The sequence below is a fragment of the Clostridium drakei genome (assembly GCF_000633595.2).
GTDB classification, from domain to species: Bacteria; Bacillota; Clostridia; order Clostridiales; family Clostridiaceae; genus Clostridium_AM; species Clostridium_AM drakei.
Genome location: NZ_JIBU02000023.1, coordinates 87,886 through 105,717, shown reverse-complemented (window position 1 = coordinate 105,717; position 17,832 = coordinate 87,886). Strand labels below are relative to the sequence as shown.

The window sequence follows — 17,832 nt, the reverse complement described above, 5'->3', positions numbered from 1 at the left end:
TGTGAAAAAATTGTAATGGTAATGAGAAAATTAATAAATGGTATAGTCTAAAAAGAGAGGTAATGAAAAATGATTGGTATAACTAAGCTATTATGCAATTCACAAAATTTTGGCGATAGCATTCGTTATGTAAAAGGAGCAGCTGAAGAAAAGTTTGGGGTGAGTCCTGGTAGAGGACCTGTTGTTGTTTGGAATTGTACAAAAACTTGCAATTTAAAATGTATGCATTGCTATGCAGAATCAGATAACAAACAATATGAAGGAGAATTAAGTCTTAAAGAAGCACAAAATCTTATTGAAGATCTAGGAGAATTTAAAGTCCCAGTAATATTATTTTCTGGTGGTGAACCTTTACTTAGAAAGGATATATTTCAAATATTAGATTATACGAAAAAAAATAACATAAGAAGTACTTTGTCTACTAATGGAACACTTTTGGAAAAGGATATTTGTAAGGATTTGAAGAGATTAAAGGTAGGATATGTAGGAGTAAGCTTAGATGGTATTGGAATAAAGCATGATGAGTTTAGAAGGACCAAAGGTGCTTTTGATAGTGCATTAAATGGAATTAGAAATTGTATTGATATAGGCCAAAAAGTTGGATTAAGGTTTACTATAAATAATTATAATTATAATCAGTTAAATGACATTTTTACATTGATAAAAGAAGAAAATATACCAAGAGTTTGTTTTTATCATTTAGTTTATTCAGGAAGAGGAACTGGAATGATAAAAAATGATATTAGCAAAGAAGAAACTAGAGCTGCTATGGATTTAATTATAAAAAAAGCTTTAGAATTCGGAACCAAAGTGGAAATATTGACAGTAGATAATCATGCAGATGCAGTTTATCTATATATGAGAGCCAAGGAAAAATATCCTGAAATAGCAGATAGAATTTTAAATTTGATAAAAATTAATGGAGGAAATAGATCAGGAATGGCTTTTGCTAATGTGGATTTCCAGGGAAATATTCATTCAGATCAATTTACCTGGCAGTATACCTTTGGAAATGTAAGAGATAAAAAGTTTAGTGAAGTTTGGAAAAATGCCAATCATCCAATTTTAAATGGCTTGAGAAGCAGAAAATCTCTATTAAAAGGACGTTGCAAGAGTTGTAAATGGTTAAACATGTGTAATGGAAATTTTAGAAGTCGTGCAGAAGCTGTAACTGGAGATTTTTGGGCCTCTGACCCTGCATGCTATCTTACAAATAAGGAAATAGGAGTAGAAGAAGGAGTAAGGTTAATTTAATATTTCACTCTTTTATATTATAAACAATGGAGGTGCTTAGACATGATGATTGTTTCATGGAATACTACGAATAAATGCAATATGTATTGTAGTCACTGCTATAGAGACTCTGGAAAAGAATATAAGGAAGAATTGACCACAGAACAAGGTAAAAAACTTATAGAACAAATTGCAAAAGCAGGATTTAGAATGATGATTTTTTCTGGTGGAGAACCTTTAATGAGAAATGATATTTTTCAACTTATACAATATGCTTCAGATTTGGGGTTGATACCGGTTTTGGGAAGTAATGGAACCTTAATTACTTTAGAAATTGCTGAAAAATTAAAGAAATCGGGAGCAAGGTCAGTAGGTATAAGTTTGGACAGTTTAGATGAAGAAAAGCATAATAAATTTAGAAGTCATGAGAATGCATGGAAGAATACAGTACAAGGAATGAAAAATTGTAAGGAAGCTGGACTTAAATTTCAAGTACACACTACAGTTATGAAATGGAATAAGGAAGAAATATTAGATATTACAGATTTTACAGTTAAAATAGGAGCATCAGCTCATCATATTTTCTTTTTAGTACCTACAGGAAGAGGAAATGAAATAGAAGAACAAGCATTAGATAATAAAGAATATAAGATAATGTTGGAAAATATAATGAAAAAACAGCAAGAAGTAAATATTGAATTAAAACCTACCTGTGCACCTCAATTTGTGAAAATTGCTGAAAGTTTAGGAGTTAAAACTAGATTTAAAAGAGGATGTTTGGCAGGTATAAGCTATTGCATAGTGAGTCCAAAGGGAAATGTTCAACCTTGTGCTTATTTAATGGAAACAGCGGGTAATGTGAAAGAAAAAGCTTTTAATGATATTTGGAATGAGAGCAATATATTTAAAAATTTAAGATCTTTGGATTATAAAGGAAGTTGTGGACAATGCTCCTATAAGGAAAGTTGTGGGGGATGTAGAGCTAGAGCTGCACATTATAATAATGGAGACTATATGTCGGGAGAAAATTCATGCATATTAAGTAAATCATAGCTGAATTTATTTAGGGCATCTTGAAAAATATTCGTTGCATCTGGACTAATTATTTCAGATGCCTAATTACAAGAGGTGGATATATGGATAACGTAGACAAACGATTATTGAATTTGTTACAAGAAGGATTACCAGTAAAATATAGGCCTTTTTTAATATTAGGTAAAAAGTTAGGTGTTTCAGAAGAAGAAATTATAAGTAGAATAGAAAAGCTAAAATCACAAGGATATATAAGAAGACTTGGAGGAATTTTTGATTCGAAAAATTTAGGCTACTTTAGTACTTTATGTGCTATGAAGGTTCCTGAAAAAAGTATAGACTATACAGCAAAAATAGTTAATAGTTATGATGAAATAACTCATAATTATATAAGGAATGATGAGTACAATATGTGGTTTACTATTATTGCTCCATCAGAACATAGAATTATTGAAATTATAGAGAACATTAAGAAAAAAACTTCAATTGAAGACATATTAAATTTACCTTCAAGTAAGGTATTTAAAGTTAAAGTGTCTTTAGATGTTATAAACAATGTTTAGAATGTAATGGGACTGTCACATTAAGAAATTTAAATACAATATGTTGTATTTATTTTTAATGCGACAGTCCCATAATTTATATAATCGTTATCATTAGTCTAAAAATTACTTTATTATATATTAGCGTATTTTAAACAACTTAGAAGCTTCTTTTAATTTAATAATTTGATTTTTTAAATTTTCGGATTCTACAGATATAGATTCCATGGAAGCAGTTTGTTGTTCTGTGGAAGCTGACACTTCTTCTGATGAAGCTGCTGTTTTTTCACAAATGGATGATATATTTTGAACTGAATTAAGCATTACATTTTTATTGTTTTTAAGTTCAGAAAACAATTTACTAGATTCGTCAATTTTGCTTGCTATATTACATATTTTTTCAGATATAGTATCAAAGGCTTTTTCAGTATTTGATACAGCAATTGTTTGTTTATCAATAGCAAGTTCTACACTTTTAGCTGTGTTTACAGAATAATGCATTTTGTTTTGTATTTCTCCAATTATAAGTGATATTTCTTCAGCTGCACTTTTTGATTGATTTGCTAATTTTTTTATTTCATCTGCAACAACTGCAAAACCATTTCCTTGTTTACCAGATTTAGCAGCTTCGATTGCTGCATTAAGTGAAAGTAAATTTGTTTGTTCTGCTATATCAGATATAGTATGTGTTATATCTTTAATATTCAAAGATTTTTTATCTAAATTTTCAATTGCATAAGTTAAGTTATTACTAAGTTTGCTTTGAGCATTATTTTTTTCTTGTAAATCTTTGACAATGGCTTTGCCATTACTATTGGATTCTTTTATGGAGGAAGAATATTCATTTATTTTTAAATTCATTATTGAAGCAGTGTCAATTAATTCACCAAATTTTTCAAATAAATTGTAAGTACAATCAGTTTCTTTTGCTTGATAGTTAGCTCCTTTTGCTATATTTTCTATTTCAAAGGATACTTGAGAAATTGATTCAACATTTTCTTTTGAAGCTTTAGTTAATAGCTCCGCACCGTTCATTACAATTAAAATTGCTTCATCAATATCTATAATTAGTGATTTTATATTACTTATCATTTTATTAAAGTTAGCACTGAGATTTCCCAATTCATCTTTAGAATGAAAATGTGAAATTACAGTTATATCACCATTTGCTGCTTTATCCATTAAACCCATTAATTCATTTATAGGTAGAGTAATTTTTTTTGAGGCAACATAGCCTAAAAAAATAGATATTATTGCGGATACAGCAGTGGCAGCCAATATAATTTTGAGTAATAGATTTGCTGCTGAATTTGCTTCAGTGGCACTTTGTGTTACGGCAAATACCCAATCTACTTCTGGAACCACATTATAAGACATAATTTCTGTTATGCCATTGATATTGTAGCATCCAGTATCTAATTTAATTGTTTCGCCTTTATTAATTCTTGATACAACTTGTAGAATTTTAGAATTCTCTATTTTTTTATTTATTTTTTCTTTTAGTGGATGAGATAACATTAATCCAGATTTATCTACTAAATATGCATATCCTGTATTGCCTATTTTTATATTTTTGAGTTTATTTGTGAAATAATCTGTATATACTGAGTTTGCCATAACGGCGATAACGTTTCCAAAATCGTCTTTAACAGGATAAACGAAAACAATAATACTTTTTCCATTAGCTTTAGATATTATAGTATCACTTATAGATGCTTTGCCTTTTAGCGCATCTTGAAAATATTTTCTGCTTTTTAAATCTAATTTTAGTGATGAGGTATTACTATCAGCAAATATTTCACCATTTAAATCTAGTACAAATAAATGTTCATGATCTTTTAATGTGCTAGCTCTATTTTTTAAAATTGTAAATGACTTATGATTTATATAAGTAGAAAAAAAAGAATCGTCTGAATTTGATTTTCTAATTTTAGATATATCTACTATATCCTTTTGCTGTGATAACAGTTCAACTTCTTTTTTTTCAGAAATTATAAGTGAATTGATATCGTCAGTGCCTAAGTTACAATTAATTGAAACTTTGTTTAGAGCTTCATTTTTTAGCATCTTTGAAGTGAAAAAATAAACAAATAGACTGGTAACAATCAAAGAAATTGTTACTAGTATAGCTAAAAACAATGGTAATTTTTTTTGTATAGTCATCAACATTCCTCTTTTCATCATTATTTTAATATAGGATTTATATTTTATTGGGGAATATTGTGTATGAAATTTGAGAAGGGAAAATTATTCCTATATTACGTATAATACTATCAATTTATATATTTGTATATAGTTACTCAATTAATTTTCAAAATTTTAAATACAATATAATGTGTTTAATAGAAAATAATTTAACTTAGTTAAAAAATAATTATAAAAAGTGTAAAAATTATATACATGTAAAATATATAAACAATCTATATTTGACCATATTATAAGAATAAAGCTCAATTGAAGAAAAAGTGTAAAAATATTATACAGTAAAAATTATCGTTTAAAGAAGAATTATGGTTGTAATAATATGAGTTTTAAAGGTTATAAAAAAATAAGTGTGTTTGGTATGCTTCTTGCTAATAATTTAAGTGAGGAGGGATAAAATGGGGTATGAAAACGTTGTTTTAGAAAAACAAGGTCATATTGCTACTTTGAGTTTTAATAGACCTCGTGTGCTTAATGCTTTAAACAGTAATGTATTAAATGAACTTGATAAGGTATTAAATGAAATTGAGGAAGATAAAGACATCTACGTAGTAATAATAACTGGTTATGGAAAAGCTTTTGTAGCTGGTGCAGATATATTAGAAATGAAAGACAAGACGCCAGAAGAAAGTAGAAAATTTGCAGAATTGGGTTTAAAAGTATTTAGGAAAATAGAACTTATGGAAAAGCCGATCATTGCAGCTGTTAATGGATTTGCACTTGGTGGTGGTTGTGAATTGGCTATGAGTTGTGATATACGAATAGCTTCAGAAAAGGCAAAATTCGGACAACCAGAAGTTGGACTTGGAATTATTCCCGGTTTTGCTGGAACTCAAAGACTTTCACGGCTTATTGGAATAGGAAAAGCTAAAGAATTAATATTCACTAGTAATTTAATTAATGCTGTTGAAGCAGAAAAGTTAGGTTTAGTAAATAAAGTTGTAGAACATGATCATTTAATGCTTGAAGCTATAAGTTTAGCAGAAAATATTGTTTCAAAAGCTCAATTAGCAGTAAGGTATTCAAAAACATCTATAAATAGAGGAATTGAAAGTGATATAGAGACAGGAATGTCAATTGAGAAGGATTTATTTGGTTTATGTTTTGCAACAGAGGATCAAAAGGAAGGTATGTTAGCATTTTTAGAAAAACGAAAAGCAAATTTTAAGAATAAATAAGTAAACATACAATAAAAAACGTTAACTATATAGGTAATGAGTTTAATATTATTTAAAAGGTATACATGGAGGTATCAATATGAAAGTATTTGTTTTAGGCGCAGGAACAATGGGATCAGGAATTGTTCAGACCTTTGCTCAATCAGGATATGAAGTAATAATGAGAGATATTGAAGAAAGATTTGTTCAAAGAGGTGTTGAAACAATCACCAAGAATTTGGAAAAAAGTGTTCAAAAAGGAAAGCTTTCAGAAGAGGAAAAAAGTCAGATTCTTGGTAGAATAAAACCTACAACAGATATGAATTTGGCAAAGGAAGCAGATTTGGTTGTAGAAGCAGCTATTGAAAATATGGAAATTAAGAAAAAAATATTTGCTGAGTTAGATGCAATATGTAAGTCAGAGACTATACTTGCAACAAATACATCATCTTTGTCAATAACGGATGTAGGAAGTGCTACAAAGAGACCAGATAAAGTTATAGGAATGCATTTTTTCAATCCAGTTCCAGTAATGAAATTGGTGGAAGTCATAAAAGGAATTGCTACTTCTGAAGAAACTAATAATACTATAATTGAAATAGCTAAAAACCTAAAAAAAGATGCTGTACAAGTTGAAGAAGCTCCAGGTTTTGTTGTTAATAGAATACTTATACCAATGATAAATGAGGCAATAGGAATTTTAGCAGATAACGTTGCAACTGCTGAAGATATTGATTTAGCAATGAAATTGGGAGCAAATCATCCAATAGGACCTCTAGCCTTAGCTGATTTGATAGGTAATGATGTTTGTTTAGCTATTATGGAAGTATTATACTCAGAGTTTGGCGATTCAAAATATAGACCTCATCCTTTACTAAGAAAAATGGTCAGAGCTGGATATTTGGGAAGAAAAAGCGGTATTGGATTCTACAATTATAATAAATAAGTTATTGAAAATTTCTTGAATTTTAATATTATAAGTACTAATTGAAAATTAATTGGAGGTTTAATAATGAGAGAAGTAGTTATAGCAAGCGCAGTTAGAACAGCTATAGGTTCTTTTGGTGGAAGTTTAAAAGATATCTCAGCAGTTGATTTAGGAGCTATAGTAATTAAAGAAGCAATAAATAGAGCAGGTATAAAACCAGAAATGGTCGATGAAGTAGTTATGGGAAATGTACTTCAAGCAGGGATTGGACAAAATCCTGCAAGACAAGCCTCAGTAAAATCAGGTATACCAGTAGAAGTACCATCGTTTAGCATAAATAAGGTTTGTGGTTCAGGATTAAGAGCAGTTAGTTTAGCATTTCAGATGGTAATATCAGGTTATAATGATATCGTAATTGCTGGTGGAATGGAAAATATGTCTAGAGCTCCATATTTATTAAACAATGCAAGATGGGGCCAAAGAATGGGCGATGGAAAATTAGTTGATGAAATGATTACAGATGGACTTTGGGATGCTTTTAATGGATATCATATGGGAATAACAGCAGAAAATGTAGCAGAAAAATGGGGAATAACTAGAAAAATGCAGGATGAATTCGCGCTGCAATCTCAATTAAAGTCAGAAAAAGCTATTAAAGAAGGAAGATTTAAGGATGAAATAGTGCCAGTATCCATACCTCAAAAAAGAGGAGAACCTAAAGTATTTGATACTGATGAGTTCCCAAGGTTTGGAGCAACCATTGAAGGGTTAAATAAACTAAAACCAGCATTTAAGAAAGATGGAACAGTAACTGCAGGTAATGCTTCAGGTATAAATGATGGGGCAGCAGCGTTTGTTATAATGAGTGCTGAAAGAGCAAAAGAATTAGAAATAAAGCCATTAGCTAAAATTGTTTCTTTTGGCAGTAAGGGAATAGATCCATCAATTATGGGATATGGTCCAGTAGCGTCAACTAAAGAAGCTTTAGAAAGAGCAGATTTATCAGTAAATGATTTAGATTTAGTGGAAGCAAATGAAGCTTTTGCTTCTCAATGTTTAGCAGTGGCTAAGGACTTACAATTTGATATGAATAAAGTAAATGTAAATGGTGGAGCTATAGCTATGGGACATCCGATAGGAGCCTCAGGAGCTAGAATATTAGTTACACTTATACATGAAATGATAAAAAGAGATTCTAATAAGGGTCTTGCAACCTTATGTATAGGTGGAGGTCAAGGAACAGCAATCATTATTGAAAGATAGAATAAATTGTAATTTATAAAAAATTATAATTTAGCTATATATTTAAAGGGTTACAAGGCTGTGGACTCTTAAAAGCTGTGGACCAATAACCCTTTAACAAATTACAACATTAAAACTTTAATGTATAGACTTTGTTAAAAAAATATACTACAGAGGAGGAAAATATTATGCAAGGTTTAAGTATTGATGAAATAAAATTAGGAGATAAAGTTTTTGTTGAAAAAACTATATCTGAAACAGATGTATACCTTTTTGCTGGAATTACTGGAGATTTGAATCCAGCTCATATAAATCAAGTTGCTTCAGAACAAACAATGTTTAAGGGAAGAATAGCACATGGAATATTAGTAACAGGGCTTATTTCAACTTGTTTAGGAATGTATCTTCCAGGACCAGGCACTATATACATGGGTCAACAGGTTAAATTTACAGCACCAGTTCATATTGGAGATACAATAAGGGCAGAAGTAGAAGTTATAGAAATGAATGTGGAAAAGAATAGAGTTAAATTAAAAACTGTGTGCACAAATCAAGATGGCAAAGTAGTTATTGATGGAGAAGCATTAGTTATGCCACCTAAAAAGAAAGTAGCATAGTAATTTTAATTATATAAAGTTATTAATAAAAAAATCTTATTAAATTTTTACTTAAATAAAAGGAGGATCAATTATGGAATTTGGACTAACAAAAGAACAGCAATTAGTAAAACAGATGATCAGTGAATTTGTAAAAAATGAAGTTGAACCAATAGCTACAGAAATTGATGAGACAGAAAGATACCCAATGGAAACAGTTGAAAAAATGTCAAAATACGGTGTGATGGGTATGCCATTCTCAAAGGAATATGGTGGATCAGGTACTGATTATATAAGTTATATAATAGCAGTAGAAGAATTAGCAAAAGCTTGTGCTACATCGTCTGTTATTTTATCAGGTCACACATCTCTTTGCTGTTGGCCAATATATGCATTTGGAACAGAAGATCAAAAAAAGAAATTTTTGCCAGACTTATTAAGTGGAAAGAAAATAGGTGCATTTGGATTAACTGAGCCAAATGCAGGAACAGATGCTGCAGGACAACAAAGTACAGCTGTACTTAAAGGAGATCACTATATATTGAATGGTTCAAAAATATTTATAACTAATGGAGGAGTTGCTGAAACTTTTGTAGTATTTGCAATGACTGATAGAAGTAAAGGAACTAAAGGTATATCAGCATTTGTAATTGAAAAAGGAATGCCTGGTTTTTCAATAGGTAAAGTAGAAGATAAGTTGGGTATAAGAGCATCTTCAACTACAGAACTTATATTTGAAGATGTTAAAGTACCTAAGGAAAATTTACTTGGAAAAGAAGGAAAAGGATTTGGAATAGCAATGAAAACTCTAGATGGAGGAAGAATTGGTATCGCAGCTCAAGCTTTAGGTATAGCTGAAGGAGCTTTAGATGCTGCAGTAGCTTACATGAAAGAAAGAAAGCAATTTGGGAAACCTATTTCTGCATTTCAAGGATTACAATGGTATATTGCTGATATGAAAGTTAGAGTAGAAGCTGCTCATTATCTTGTATTTAAGGCTGCATGGAAAAAACAATCTGATATGCCATATAGCATAGATGCAGCAGAAGCGAAACTTTATGCAGCTGAAACTGCTATGTATGTAACAACAAAAGCAGTTCAAATCTTAGGAGGATATGGTTATACAAAGGATTATCCAGTTGAAAGAATGATGAGAGATGCTAAAATAACTGAAATATATGAAGGAACTTCAGAAGTTCAAAAAATGGTCATAGCTGGTAGTTTATTAAGATAGGAGTGGTATAGAAATGAATATAGTAGTTTGTTTAAAACAGGTTCCAGATACAACAGAAGTTAAGATAGATCCGAAAACAGGAACTCTTGTAAGAGAAGGTGTTCCATCAATAATAAATCCAGATGACAAAAATGCATTAGAAGAAGCTTTGGTATTGAAAGAAAATGTAGGTGCAAAAGTTACTGTAATAAGTATGGGACCACCACAAGCAGAAGCAGCATTAAGAGAAGCTATAGCAATGGGAGCTGATGAAGCAATACTTATTTCGGATAGAGCGTTTGCAGGAGCGGATACATTAGCTACATCAAATGCATTAGCTGGAACATTAAGAAAGTTAGATTATGACATAATATTTGCAGGAAGACAAGCTATAGACGGAGATACAGCCCAAGTAGGACCAGAAATAGCTGAACACTTAGGAATTCCACAAATTACTTATGTAGAAAAAGTAAGTGTAGAAGAAGATTCTTTGAAAGTGCAAAGAGCATGGGAAGATGGTTATGAAGTAGTAAGTGTTAAAACGCCAGTACTTCTAACAGCTATAAAAGAGTTAAATAGTCCTAGATATATGCATATGGCAAATATATTTGAAGCGGTTAAGAAAGAAATAAAAATATGGAGTGCAAATGATATAGATGTAGATAAAAATCTTCTTGGATTGGCTGGATCACCAACAAAAGTTAAAAGATCGTCAACAAAAGAGCCAAAAGGACAAGGCGAAATAGTAATTTTACAACCAAAAGAAGCAGCAGCACATGCAGTTTCAAAGTTAAAAATGAAACACTATATTTAAGCAGGTGTCCAATTTTGATTTTATGTATAGTAAATTGCTAGAAGTCCCGTATAAAGAATTTAGGAGGTAATTACAATGAATATAGCAGATTATAAAGGTGTATGGGTATTTGCTGAACAAAGAGATGGAAAACTTCAAAAAGTGTCATTAGAATTATTAGGAAAAGGTAGAGAACTAGCTGATAAATTAGGAGTAGAATTAACTGCAATTTTACTTGGAAGTGATATAGATGATATAGCTAAGGAATTAGTAGCTTATGGAGCAGATACAGTTTTATATGCAGATAGTAAGCTTTTGAAACACTTTACAACAGATGGATATACTAAAGTTATATACGATTTGGTAAAAAAATTAAAACCAGAAGCACTATTGGTTGGAGCTACATTTATAGGAAGAGATTTAGGACCAAGAATAGCTGCAAGATTATCAACAGGACTTACAGCAGATTGTACAGGACTTGATATAGATTCAGAAACAAGACATCTTCAAATGACAAGACCAGCATTTGGCGGAAACTTAATGGCAACAATAGAATGTGCAGCCAATAGACCACAAATGTCAACAGTAAGACCAGGAGTATTTGAAAAATTACAAAAAGATGTGTCAAGAGTTGGCAAAATTGAGAAAATTAGTGCAGATATAGTGGAAGATGATATTAGAACAAAAGTAATAGAAGTTATTAAATCGGCTAAAGATATAGTAGATATTGGAGAAGCTAAAGTAATAGTTTCAGGTGGAAGAGGAATAGGAAGCAAAGAAGGTTTTGAAATGTTAAAAGAACTTGCAAGTGTTTTAGATGGAACAGTAGCAGGATCAAGAGCATCTATAGAAAATGGATGGTTGGATAAAGCATATCAAGTTGGACAAACTGGAAAAACAGTAAGACCAAATCTTTATATAGCATGTGGTATATCAGGAGCAATACAACATTTAGCTGGAATGCAGGATAGTGATTATATTATAGCCATAAATAGAGATGCAGATGCAGCAATTATGAAAGTAGCTGATCTTGGATTGGTAGGAGATTATAAAAAGATAATACCTGAGCTTATAGATCAAATTAAAACAATGAATAACAATTAACGATAATTAATAAATGATATAAAATACATTAAAAAATTCCCTTTTTTCAATGTTAATATAAATAATAAAAACATAGTAATATTATAAAATTTTTATTTATAGTATTATTATGTTTTTTTTATGAATGATTAAAATTACTTGTTAATAAAATTGAGTTTTTTACCAAATTAGATACTACAAATTTTTATTTTATATAATATTTTTCTAAAGTGACAAAATAATGTTATTGTTTACATTGAAATTGTAATGATGATATAATAGCTTAAGATAAAATTATTTGTTATTATACAAATATTTATATATAATTTAATATAGGAAAGTTATTATTAGTAGATAATCTATAAAAATAACCACTTAGCAGATGTTTTAGTAAATGAATCATTTAATATAAAATGGCATGATATATTTCTGTTTAGGTGGTTATTTTAATCTATAATTTAATTTAGGAGGAAAATTTATGTTTTTACAAAAATGCTTTGAAGCAGTAATTGAAAATATAGATGAAGCTGTAATAGCAATTGATAATAATGGCCTTTTAATTGTTATTAATAAAATGGCAGAATGTTCTCTTGGAATTAATGCTGAGAAAGATATTGGGAAACATGTGGAAGAGGTTATACCTGAAACGAATCTCATTAGAATTTTACAAATGGGAAAAATTGAATTATCACAAAAATTTCTAGCAAGTGGAAGAGAATTTATAACAAATAGGATTCCAGTAATTATAGATGAAAAAGTTGAAGGTGTAATAGCTATTTTTAGAGATGTAACTGATCATAAAAAGATGCAGAAGGAGTTAACTGAGGATAGGGTATATATAGACATTTTAGATACAATACTTGAAACTCTTAATGAATGTATAGTTGTGATAGATGGAAATGGTATTATTACAATGATGAGTGAATCATATAAAGAGTTTCTAGGTTGTAGTAATTCTGAAGGAAAATTCGTAGAAGATGTAATAGAAAATACAAGAATGTATAAAGTAATACAAACTGGGAATTTAGAAATAGGTGATGTACAAGAAATAAATGGAAATAAAATGGTTGCAATGCGTGTGCCATTGAAAAAGGATGGTAAAGTTATTGGAGCAGTAGGAAAAGTAATATTTAAAGATATTGGTGATTTTTATACATTGAGTAAGAAACTAAATAGTTTAGAAAAAGAGGTAGAATTTTATAAAAATCAACTAGGAAAAGAGAGAAAAGCAAAGTATTCTATTAAAAATATTATAGGAGAATCTGATAAAATTAATAAGTTAAAAGCCTTAACAAAAAGAGTAGGAAATACAAGCTCAAATGTTTTAATAACAGGCGAAAGTGGTACTGGAAAAGAATTGTTTGCTCATGCAATTCATAATACAAGTAAAAGATGGTTAGGTCCATTTGTTAAAGTTAATTGTGCTGCTATTCCTTCAGATTTGCTAGAGGGTGAGCTATTTGGTTATGAAGAAGGTGCTTTTACTGGAGCTAAAAAAGGTGGAAAAATAGGGAAGTTTGAGTTAGCTAATGGAGGAACTATATTTTTGGACGAAATAGGTGATATGCCTATGAATATGCAGGTTAAGATTTTGAGAACAATACAAGAAAGAGAAATTGAAAGAGTAGGAGGTAATGTTCTAAAGGAAATTGATGTTAGAATTATTGCTGCTACCAATAAAGATCTTGAAGAAAAAGTTAAAGAAGGAAAATTTAGGGAAGATTTGTATTACAGACTTAATGTTATGAGAGTTGTTTTGCCACCACTAAGAGAGAGAAAAGAAGATATTCCTATATTGGCAAATTCTTTAAGAATTAAAATTGCTAAAAAGTTTGGAATATATGTAGAAGGAATATCAAAAGAAGCTCTACAATGTTTAGTCAATTATGATTGGCCAGGAAATATTAGAGAACTTGAAAATGTTGTTGAAAGAGCAATAAATTTATTGGACTCAGATTTAATAATAAAATTGGAGCATCTTCCAGAAAAATTGACAAAATGCAAGTTTAAACGCTATATTAGTGATGGAAAATATTTGAAAGATATAGTTGAAGAAGTGGAAAAGGAAATTATAACTGAATGTTTAGAAAAAAATAATTGGAATAAAAATAAAACGGCCCAATTACTTGGTATAAGTAGAGCTGGATTATATAAAAAGCTGCAAGAATATAAATTGGAAAGTTAGTTAAATCAACAAAATCATACTTTCAAATTTGTAATAAACTTCTATGTAAGAGTACGTAGAAGTTTTATTTTTATAAAAATGTAAAATAGTAATGAATTTTTTGAAGAATAATGTAAAAAAAATGAACATGTAAAAAATATATACATAAAAAAGATTCAGATAATTCCACAATTAGAGTAAGTAAAACGTATATGTGTACATTAAATATACACTGAATATGATTTGATTTTTTTTCATATTTAAATTCAACTATAAGTACTCGTGAAGTAGTTGATATTTAAAGGTTTTCAAAAATTAAAAATAAATCAAAATTGCTTGGATTTGGCATGATTGTTGCTTTATATAACAATATAAAATAAAGATTGTATGAAAGGAGATAAAATATGAAGTCAAAGATTGTTTCAAAAGAACAGGCAATTGATTTGATAAAAGAAGGAGACACTGTTGCCATAGGAGGTTTTATAGGATGTGGTCATCCAGAAGAAATTACATTGGAAATAGAAAAAAGATATTTAGAAAGACAAACTCCTAAAAATTTGACATTAGTTTATGCGGCAGGTCAAGGAGATAGTCAAGATAAAGGATTAAATCATTTTGGACATGAAGGATTGGTAAGCAAAGTAATAGGAGGACATTGGGGGTTAGCACCAAAACTTCAAAAGTTAGCATTAGATAACAAAGTTAAAGCATATAACTTGCCTCAAGGAGTTATATCGCATTTATATAGGGATATTGCAGCTGGAAAACCAGGTACACTTACTCATGTTGGATTAAAAACTTTTGTAGATCCAAGAATTGAAGGTGGTAAGCTTAATAAAGCTACTACTGAGGATATTGTAAAGGTTGTCAATATAGAAGATAAAGAATATCTACTATACGAAGCTTTTCCTATAGATGTAGTAATTTTAAGGGCTACTTATGCAGATGAAAATGGAAATGCAACTTTAGAAAAAGAAGCTGCAATACTTGATGGAACATCTATGGCTCAAGCAGCAAAGAATTCAGGTGGAATAGTAATTTTACAAGTTGAAAAAGTTGTTGCAAAAGGTACTCTAGATCCAAGAAAAGTTAAAATTCCAGGTGTATATGTTGATGCTATAGTTGTGGCAGAGCCTCAAAATCATATGCAGACTTTTGGAGAATTTTATAATCCATCTTACTCTGGAGAAGTTAAATTACCAGTAGACTCAATTGATTCATTACCTCTTGATGAAAGGAAAGTAATAGCAAGAAGAGCTGCTATGGAACTTGTACCTAATTCAGTTACTAATTTAGGAATTGGAGTACCAGAAGGAGTTGCTATAGTTGCAAATGAAGAAGGAATTGGTCATGAAATGACTTTAACTGTAGAAGCTGGAGGAATAGGTGGAGTACCTGCAGGTGGATTAAGCTTTGGTGCATCAACAAATCCTGAGAGTATATTGGATCAAGCAGTTCAATTTGATTTTTATGATGGTGGTGGATTAGATGTAGCTTTCTTAGGACTAGCTCAATGTGATAAAACTGGCAATGTAAACGTTAGTAAGTTTGGACCTAAAATTGCAGGTTGTGGAGGTTTTATTAACATTACTCAGAATGCTAAAAAGGTTGTATATTGTGGAACCTTTACGGCTGGTGGTTTAAAAGTTAAAGTTGGAGATGGTAATTTAACAATAGAAAAGGATGGAAAGTTTAATAAGTTTTTGAATGTTGTAGAGCAAATTACATTTAGTGGTGAATATGCATCAAACGTAGGACAAAATGTTTTGTATATTACTGAAAGAGCAGTATTTAAATTAACTAAGGAAGGCTTAGTATTAGAAGAAATTGCTCCAGGAATAGATTTGGAAAAAGATATACTAGATCATATGGATTTTAAACCAATAATGTCTCAAAGATTAAAACTTATGGATGAAAACATTTTTAAAGATGAACTTATTGGAATGAAAATTAGTTAAGAAATTATCATTTAATAAGAAAAATAAATTAATGGAGGTTTTTTATTTATGGCAGTTTTAGGTATTTTCTTAAGCTTAGGATTATTAATGTTCATGGCATATAAAGGGTTTTCGGTTATATTCTTTGCTCCTATTTTTGCATTATTAGCTGCTTTATTTTCTGGAATGGCACTTTTGCCAACATATACAGAAATATTCTTGCCGAACTTGGCCAATTATGCAAAGGTATATTTTCCGTTTTTCTTATTAGGAGCTGTATTTGGTAAAGCAATGGAGGAATCTGGTGCAGCAAAATCTATTGCTAAGGCAATTGTTGAAAAGTTAGGAAAGAAAAATGCTATATTATCAGTTGTACTATCAGCAGCAATCCTAACCTATGGAGGTGTAAGTCTTTTCGTTGTTGCCTTTGCAGTATATCCATTTGCAGCTTCTATTTTTAAAGAAGCAGATATACCAAAGAGACTTGTTCCAGCAACTATTGCTTTGGGAGCTTTCTCATTTACTATGGATGCTCTTCCAGGAACACCTCAAATTCAAAACTCAATACCAATGAAATTTTTTAATACAGACCTTTATGCGGCTCCAGTCTTTGGAAGCCTAGGAACTATAATTATTTTAGTTGTTGGTATAGCTTATTTGGAGTTCCGTAAGCGAAAAGCCCAAGCAGCAGGAGAAGGATATGGTGAAGGTCATACTAATGAACCTGTACTTGTTGAAGAGACTAGCTTGCCAAATCCATTTTTATCAGCGCTACCATTAATTTCAGTACTTGTTGTAACTTTAATTTTACAAAAAGTTATTTTTCCACATTGGGATATAACTTCTTGGGTAACACAAAAACCTTATGGCATGGCAAAAGATGGAGTCGTAGGTACAATGAATAACTGGGCACTTATAATTGCACTTATTTTTGGTACTATCCTTGCGTTTGTAATTAACCCAGTACGTATAAAGGGAAATGTAGCAAAGGCTATTAATGCAGGTGCAATAGGATCTCTATTAGCTGTTATGAATACTTCTTCAGAGGTTGGCTTTGGAAACGTTATAAAAACACTTCCAGGATTTAAATCTATAGCACATGCTTTAATAAATATTAATCCTCATGGTAGTCCACTTTTATCTGAAGCAGTTAGTGTAAATGTTTTAGCAGGAACAACTGGTTCTGCATCAGGAGGTATGAGTATTGTATTAGATATGTTTGGTAAACATTACTTAGAGTGGGCTAAGACTTCTGGAATAAGTCCTGAATTATTACACCGTGTAGCTGCTATGGCTTCTGGTGGTATGGATACATTACCTCATAATGGAGCAGTTATTACACTTTTAGGTATTGCTGGTTTAACTCATAAACAATCTTATAAAGACATTTTTGTCATTACTTTACTTAAAGCTGGAACCTGTTTCTTTTTGATATTCATGCAGAGTATCTTCCATTTTATTTAGTTAATGATTAAATAATTAAATTCCATTTGAATTGAAAAGTAATATATAATTAATTGGGAAAGTATCGCGATTTAAATAAAAAGATTGCGATACTTTTCCAATTTTTTGTTGCAGCAAAACTTTTTAGTGATTTAAATTTATATTTAGGCTTTTTTAGTAAAAACTAGAAAAAGGCTATAAAATAGAGATTAAATTAGGTTTAATAGAGAATATAATCTATTTAAGAACTAAGGCATTTTTAAAAAT

General features: G+C 30.2%; 14 protein-coding genes. 13 read left to right on the top strand and 1 reads right to left on the bottom strand.

Annotated features, from left to right (window positions below; translation table 11 throughout):
• The first annotated feature begins 69 nt into the window (after positions 1–69).
• From nirJ1 to ahbA, 3 genes are all read left to right on the top strand, one after another.
• Positions 70–1,254 (top strand): putative heme d1 biosynthesis radical SAM protein NirJ1, encoded by a 1,185-nt coding sequence (nirJ1, locus tag EG57_RS0212290; protein ID WP_032077507.1) that lies wholly within the window; start codon positions 70–72, stop codon positions 1,252–1,254.
• Between the two features lie 45 nt (positions 1,255–1,299).
• Positions 1,300–2,286, top strand: a complete 987-nt coding sequence (nirJ2, locus tag EG57_RS0212285) for a putative heme d1 biosynthesis radical SAM protein NirJ2 (RefSeq protein WP_200880559.1) — start codon at positions 1,300–1,302, stop codon at positions 2,284–2,286.
• Between the two features lie 83 nt (positions 2,287–2,369).
• The gene (gene ahbA, locus EG57_RS0212280) at positions 2,370–2,828 is read left to right on the top strand and encodes a siroheme decarboxylase subunit alpha (protein ID WP_032077505.1); all 459 of its coding nucleotides are present in this window, start codon (positions 2,370–2,372) and stop codon (positions 2,826–2,828) included.
• Positions 2,829–2,948: 120 nt separating this feature from the next.
• Here ahbA and EG57_RS0212275 read toward each other — a convergent pair whose 3' ends face one another.
• Positions 2,949–4,970 carry a methyl-accepting chemotaxis protein gene (locus EG57_RS0212275; protein ID WP_032077504.1) on the bottom strand — a complete coding sequence of 674 codons (2,022 nt, stop codon included), beginning with the start codon at positions 4,968–4,970 and terminating at the stop codon, positions 2,949–2,951.
• A 437-nt stretch (positions 4,971–5,407) separates the two neighbouring features.
• Between EG57_RS0212275 and EG57_RS0212270 the strand changes: the two genes are divergently transcribed.
• The 10 genes from EG57_RS0212270 to EG57_RS0212225 all read left to right on the top strand — a co-directional run bounded on the left by EG57_RS0212270 (position 5,408) and on the right by EG57_RS0212225 (position 17,586).
• Positions 5,408–6,187, top strand: a complete 780-nt coding sequence (locus tag EG57_RS0212270; RefSeq protein WP_032077503.1) for a short-chain-enoyl-CoA hydratase — start codon at positions 5,408–5,410, stop codon at positions 6,185–6,187.
• Between the two features lie 79 nt (positions 6,188–6,266).
• On the top strand, positions 6,267–7,112 hold the full coding sequence (locus EG57_RS0212265) for a 3-hydroxybutyryl-CoA dehydrogenase (RefSeq protein ID WP_032077502.1): 846 nt from the start codon (positions 6,267–6,269) through the stop codon (positions 7,110–7,112).
• 66 nt (positions 7,113–7,178) lie between these two features.
• On the top strand, positions 7,179–8,357 hold the full coding sequence (locus tag EG57_RS0212260; protein ID WP_032077501.1) for an acetyl-CoA C-acetyltransferase: 1,179 nt from the start codon (positions 7,179–7,181) through the stop codon (positions 8,355–8,357).
• 167 nt (positions 8,358–8,524) lie between these two features.
• Positions 8,525–8,953 (top strand): MaoC family dehydratase, encoded by a 429-nt coding sequence (locus EG57_RS0212255; RefSeq protein WP_029161644.1) that lies wholly within the window; start codon positions 8,525–8,527, stop codon positions 8,951–8,953.
• Positions 8,954–9,026: 73 nt separating this feature from the next.
• The gene (locus EG57_RS0212250) at positions 9,027–10,166 is read left to right on the top strand and encodes an acyl-CoA dehydrogenase (RefSeq protein WP_032077500.1); all 1,140 of its coding nucleotides are present in this window, start codon (positions 9,027–9,029) and stop codon (positions 10,164–10,166) included.
• 13 nt (positions 10,167–10,179) lie between these two features.
• Entirely contained in the window at positions 10,180–10,959 is a 780-nt protein-coding gene (locus EG57_RS0212245) for an electron transfer flavoprotein subunit beta/FixA family protein (RefSeq protein WP_029161646.1), read from the top strand.
• Between the two features lie 75 nt (positions 10,960–11,034).
• On the top strand, positions 11,035–12,042 hold the full coding sequence (locus EG57_RS0212240) for an electron transfer flavoprotein subunit alpha/FixB family protein (RefSeq protein WP_032077499.1): 1,008 nt from the start codon (positions 11,035–11,037) through the stop codon (positions 12,040–12,042).
• A 457-nt stretch (positions 12,043–12,499) separates the two neighbouring features.
• Positions 12,500–14,206, top strand: coding sequence for a sigma-54-dependent Fis family transcriptional regulator (locus tag EG57_RS0212235; protein ID WP_032077498.1), 1,707 nt, complete (start codon positions 12,500–12,502; stop codon positions 14,204–14,206).
• A 383-nt stretch (positions 14,207–14,589) separates the two neighbouring features.
• Positions 14,590–16,143 carry an acyl CoA:acetate/3-ketoacid CoA transferase gene (locus tag EG57_RS0212230; protein ID WP_032077497.1) on the top strand — a complete coding sequence of 518 codons (1,554 nt, stop codon included), beginning with the start codon at positions 14,590–14,592 and terminating at the stop codon, positions 16,141–16,143.
• 48 nt (positions 16,144–16,191) lie between these two features.
• The gene (locus tag EG57_RS0212225) at positions 16,192–17,586 is read left to right on the top strand and encodes a GntP family permease (protein WP_032077496.1); all 1,395 of its coding nucleotides are present in this window, start codon (positions 16,192–16,194) and stop codon (positions 17,584–17,586) included.
• The last annotated feature ends 246 nt before the right edge of the window (positions 17,587–17,832 follow it).

Bases quoted from the DNA above. Each gene is read 5' to 3' on its own strand.
- nirJ1 (WP_032077507.1), top strand. From the start codon at position 70: ATGATTGGTATAACTAAGCTATTATGCAATTCACAAAATTTTGGCGAT.
- nirJ2 (WP_200880559.1), top strand. From the start codon at position 1,300: ATGATTGTTTCATGGAATACTACGAATAAATGCAATATGTATTGTAGT.
- ahbA (WP_032077505.1), top strand. From the start codon at position 2,370: ATGGATAACGTAGACAAACGATTATTGAATTTGTTACAAGAAGGATTA.
- EG57_RS0212275 (WP_032077504.1), bottom strand. From the start codon at position 4,970: ATGACTATACAAAAAAAATTACCATTGTTTTTAGCTATACTAGTAACA.
- EG57_RS0212270 (WP_032077503.1), top strand. From the start codon at position 5,408: ATGGGGTATGAAAACGTTGTTTTAGAAAAACAAGGTCATATTGCTACT.
- EG57_RS0212265 (WP_032077502.1), top strand. From the start codon at position 6,267: ATGAAAGTATTTGTTTTAGGCGCAGGAACAATGGGATCAGGAATTGTT.
- EG57_RS0212260 (WP_032077501.1), top strand. From the start codon at position 7,179: ATGAGAGAAGTAGTTATAGCAAGCGCAGTTAGAACAGCTATAGGTTCT.
- EG57_RS0212255 (WP_029161644.1), top strand. From the start codon at position 8,525: ATGCAAGGTTTAAGTATTGATGAAATAAAATTAGGAGATAAAGTTTTT.
- EG57_RS0212250 (WP_032077500.1), top strand. From the start codon at position 9,027: ATGGAATTTGGACTAACAAAAGAACAGCAATTAGTAAAACAGATGATC.
- EG57_RS0212245 (WP_029161646.1), top strand. From the start codon at position 10,180: ATGAATATAGTAGTTTGTTTAAAACAGGTTCCAGATACAACAGAAGTT.
- EG57_RS0212240 (WP_032077499.1), top strand. From the start codon at position 11,035: ATGAATATAGCAGATTATAAAGGTGTATGGGTATTTGCTGAACAAAGA.
- EG57_RS0212235 (WP_032077498.1), top strand. From the start codon at position 12,500: ATGTTTTTACAAAAATGCTTTGAAGCAGTAATTGAAAATATAGATGAA.
- EG57_RS0212230 (WP_032077497.1), top strand. From the start codon at position 14,590: ATGAAGTCAAAGATTGTTTCAAAAGAACAGGCAATTGATTTGATAAAA.
- EG57_RS0212225 (WP_032077496.1), top strand. From the start codon at position 16,192: ATGGCAGTTTTAGGTATTTTCTTAAGCTTAGGATTATTAATGTTCATG.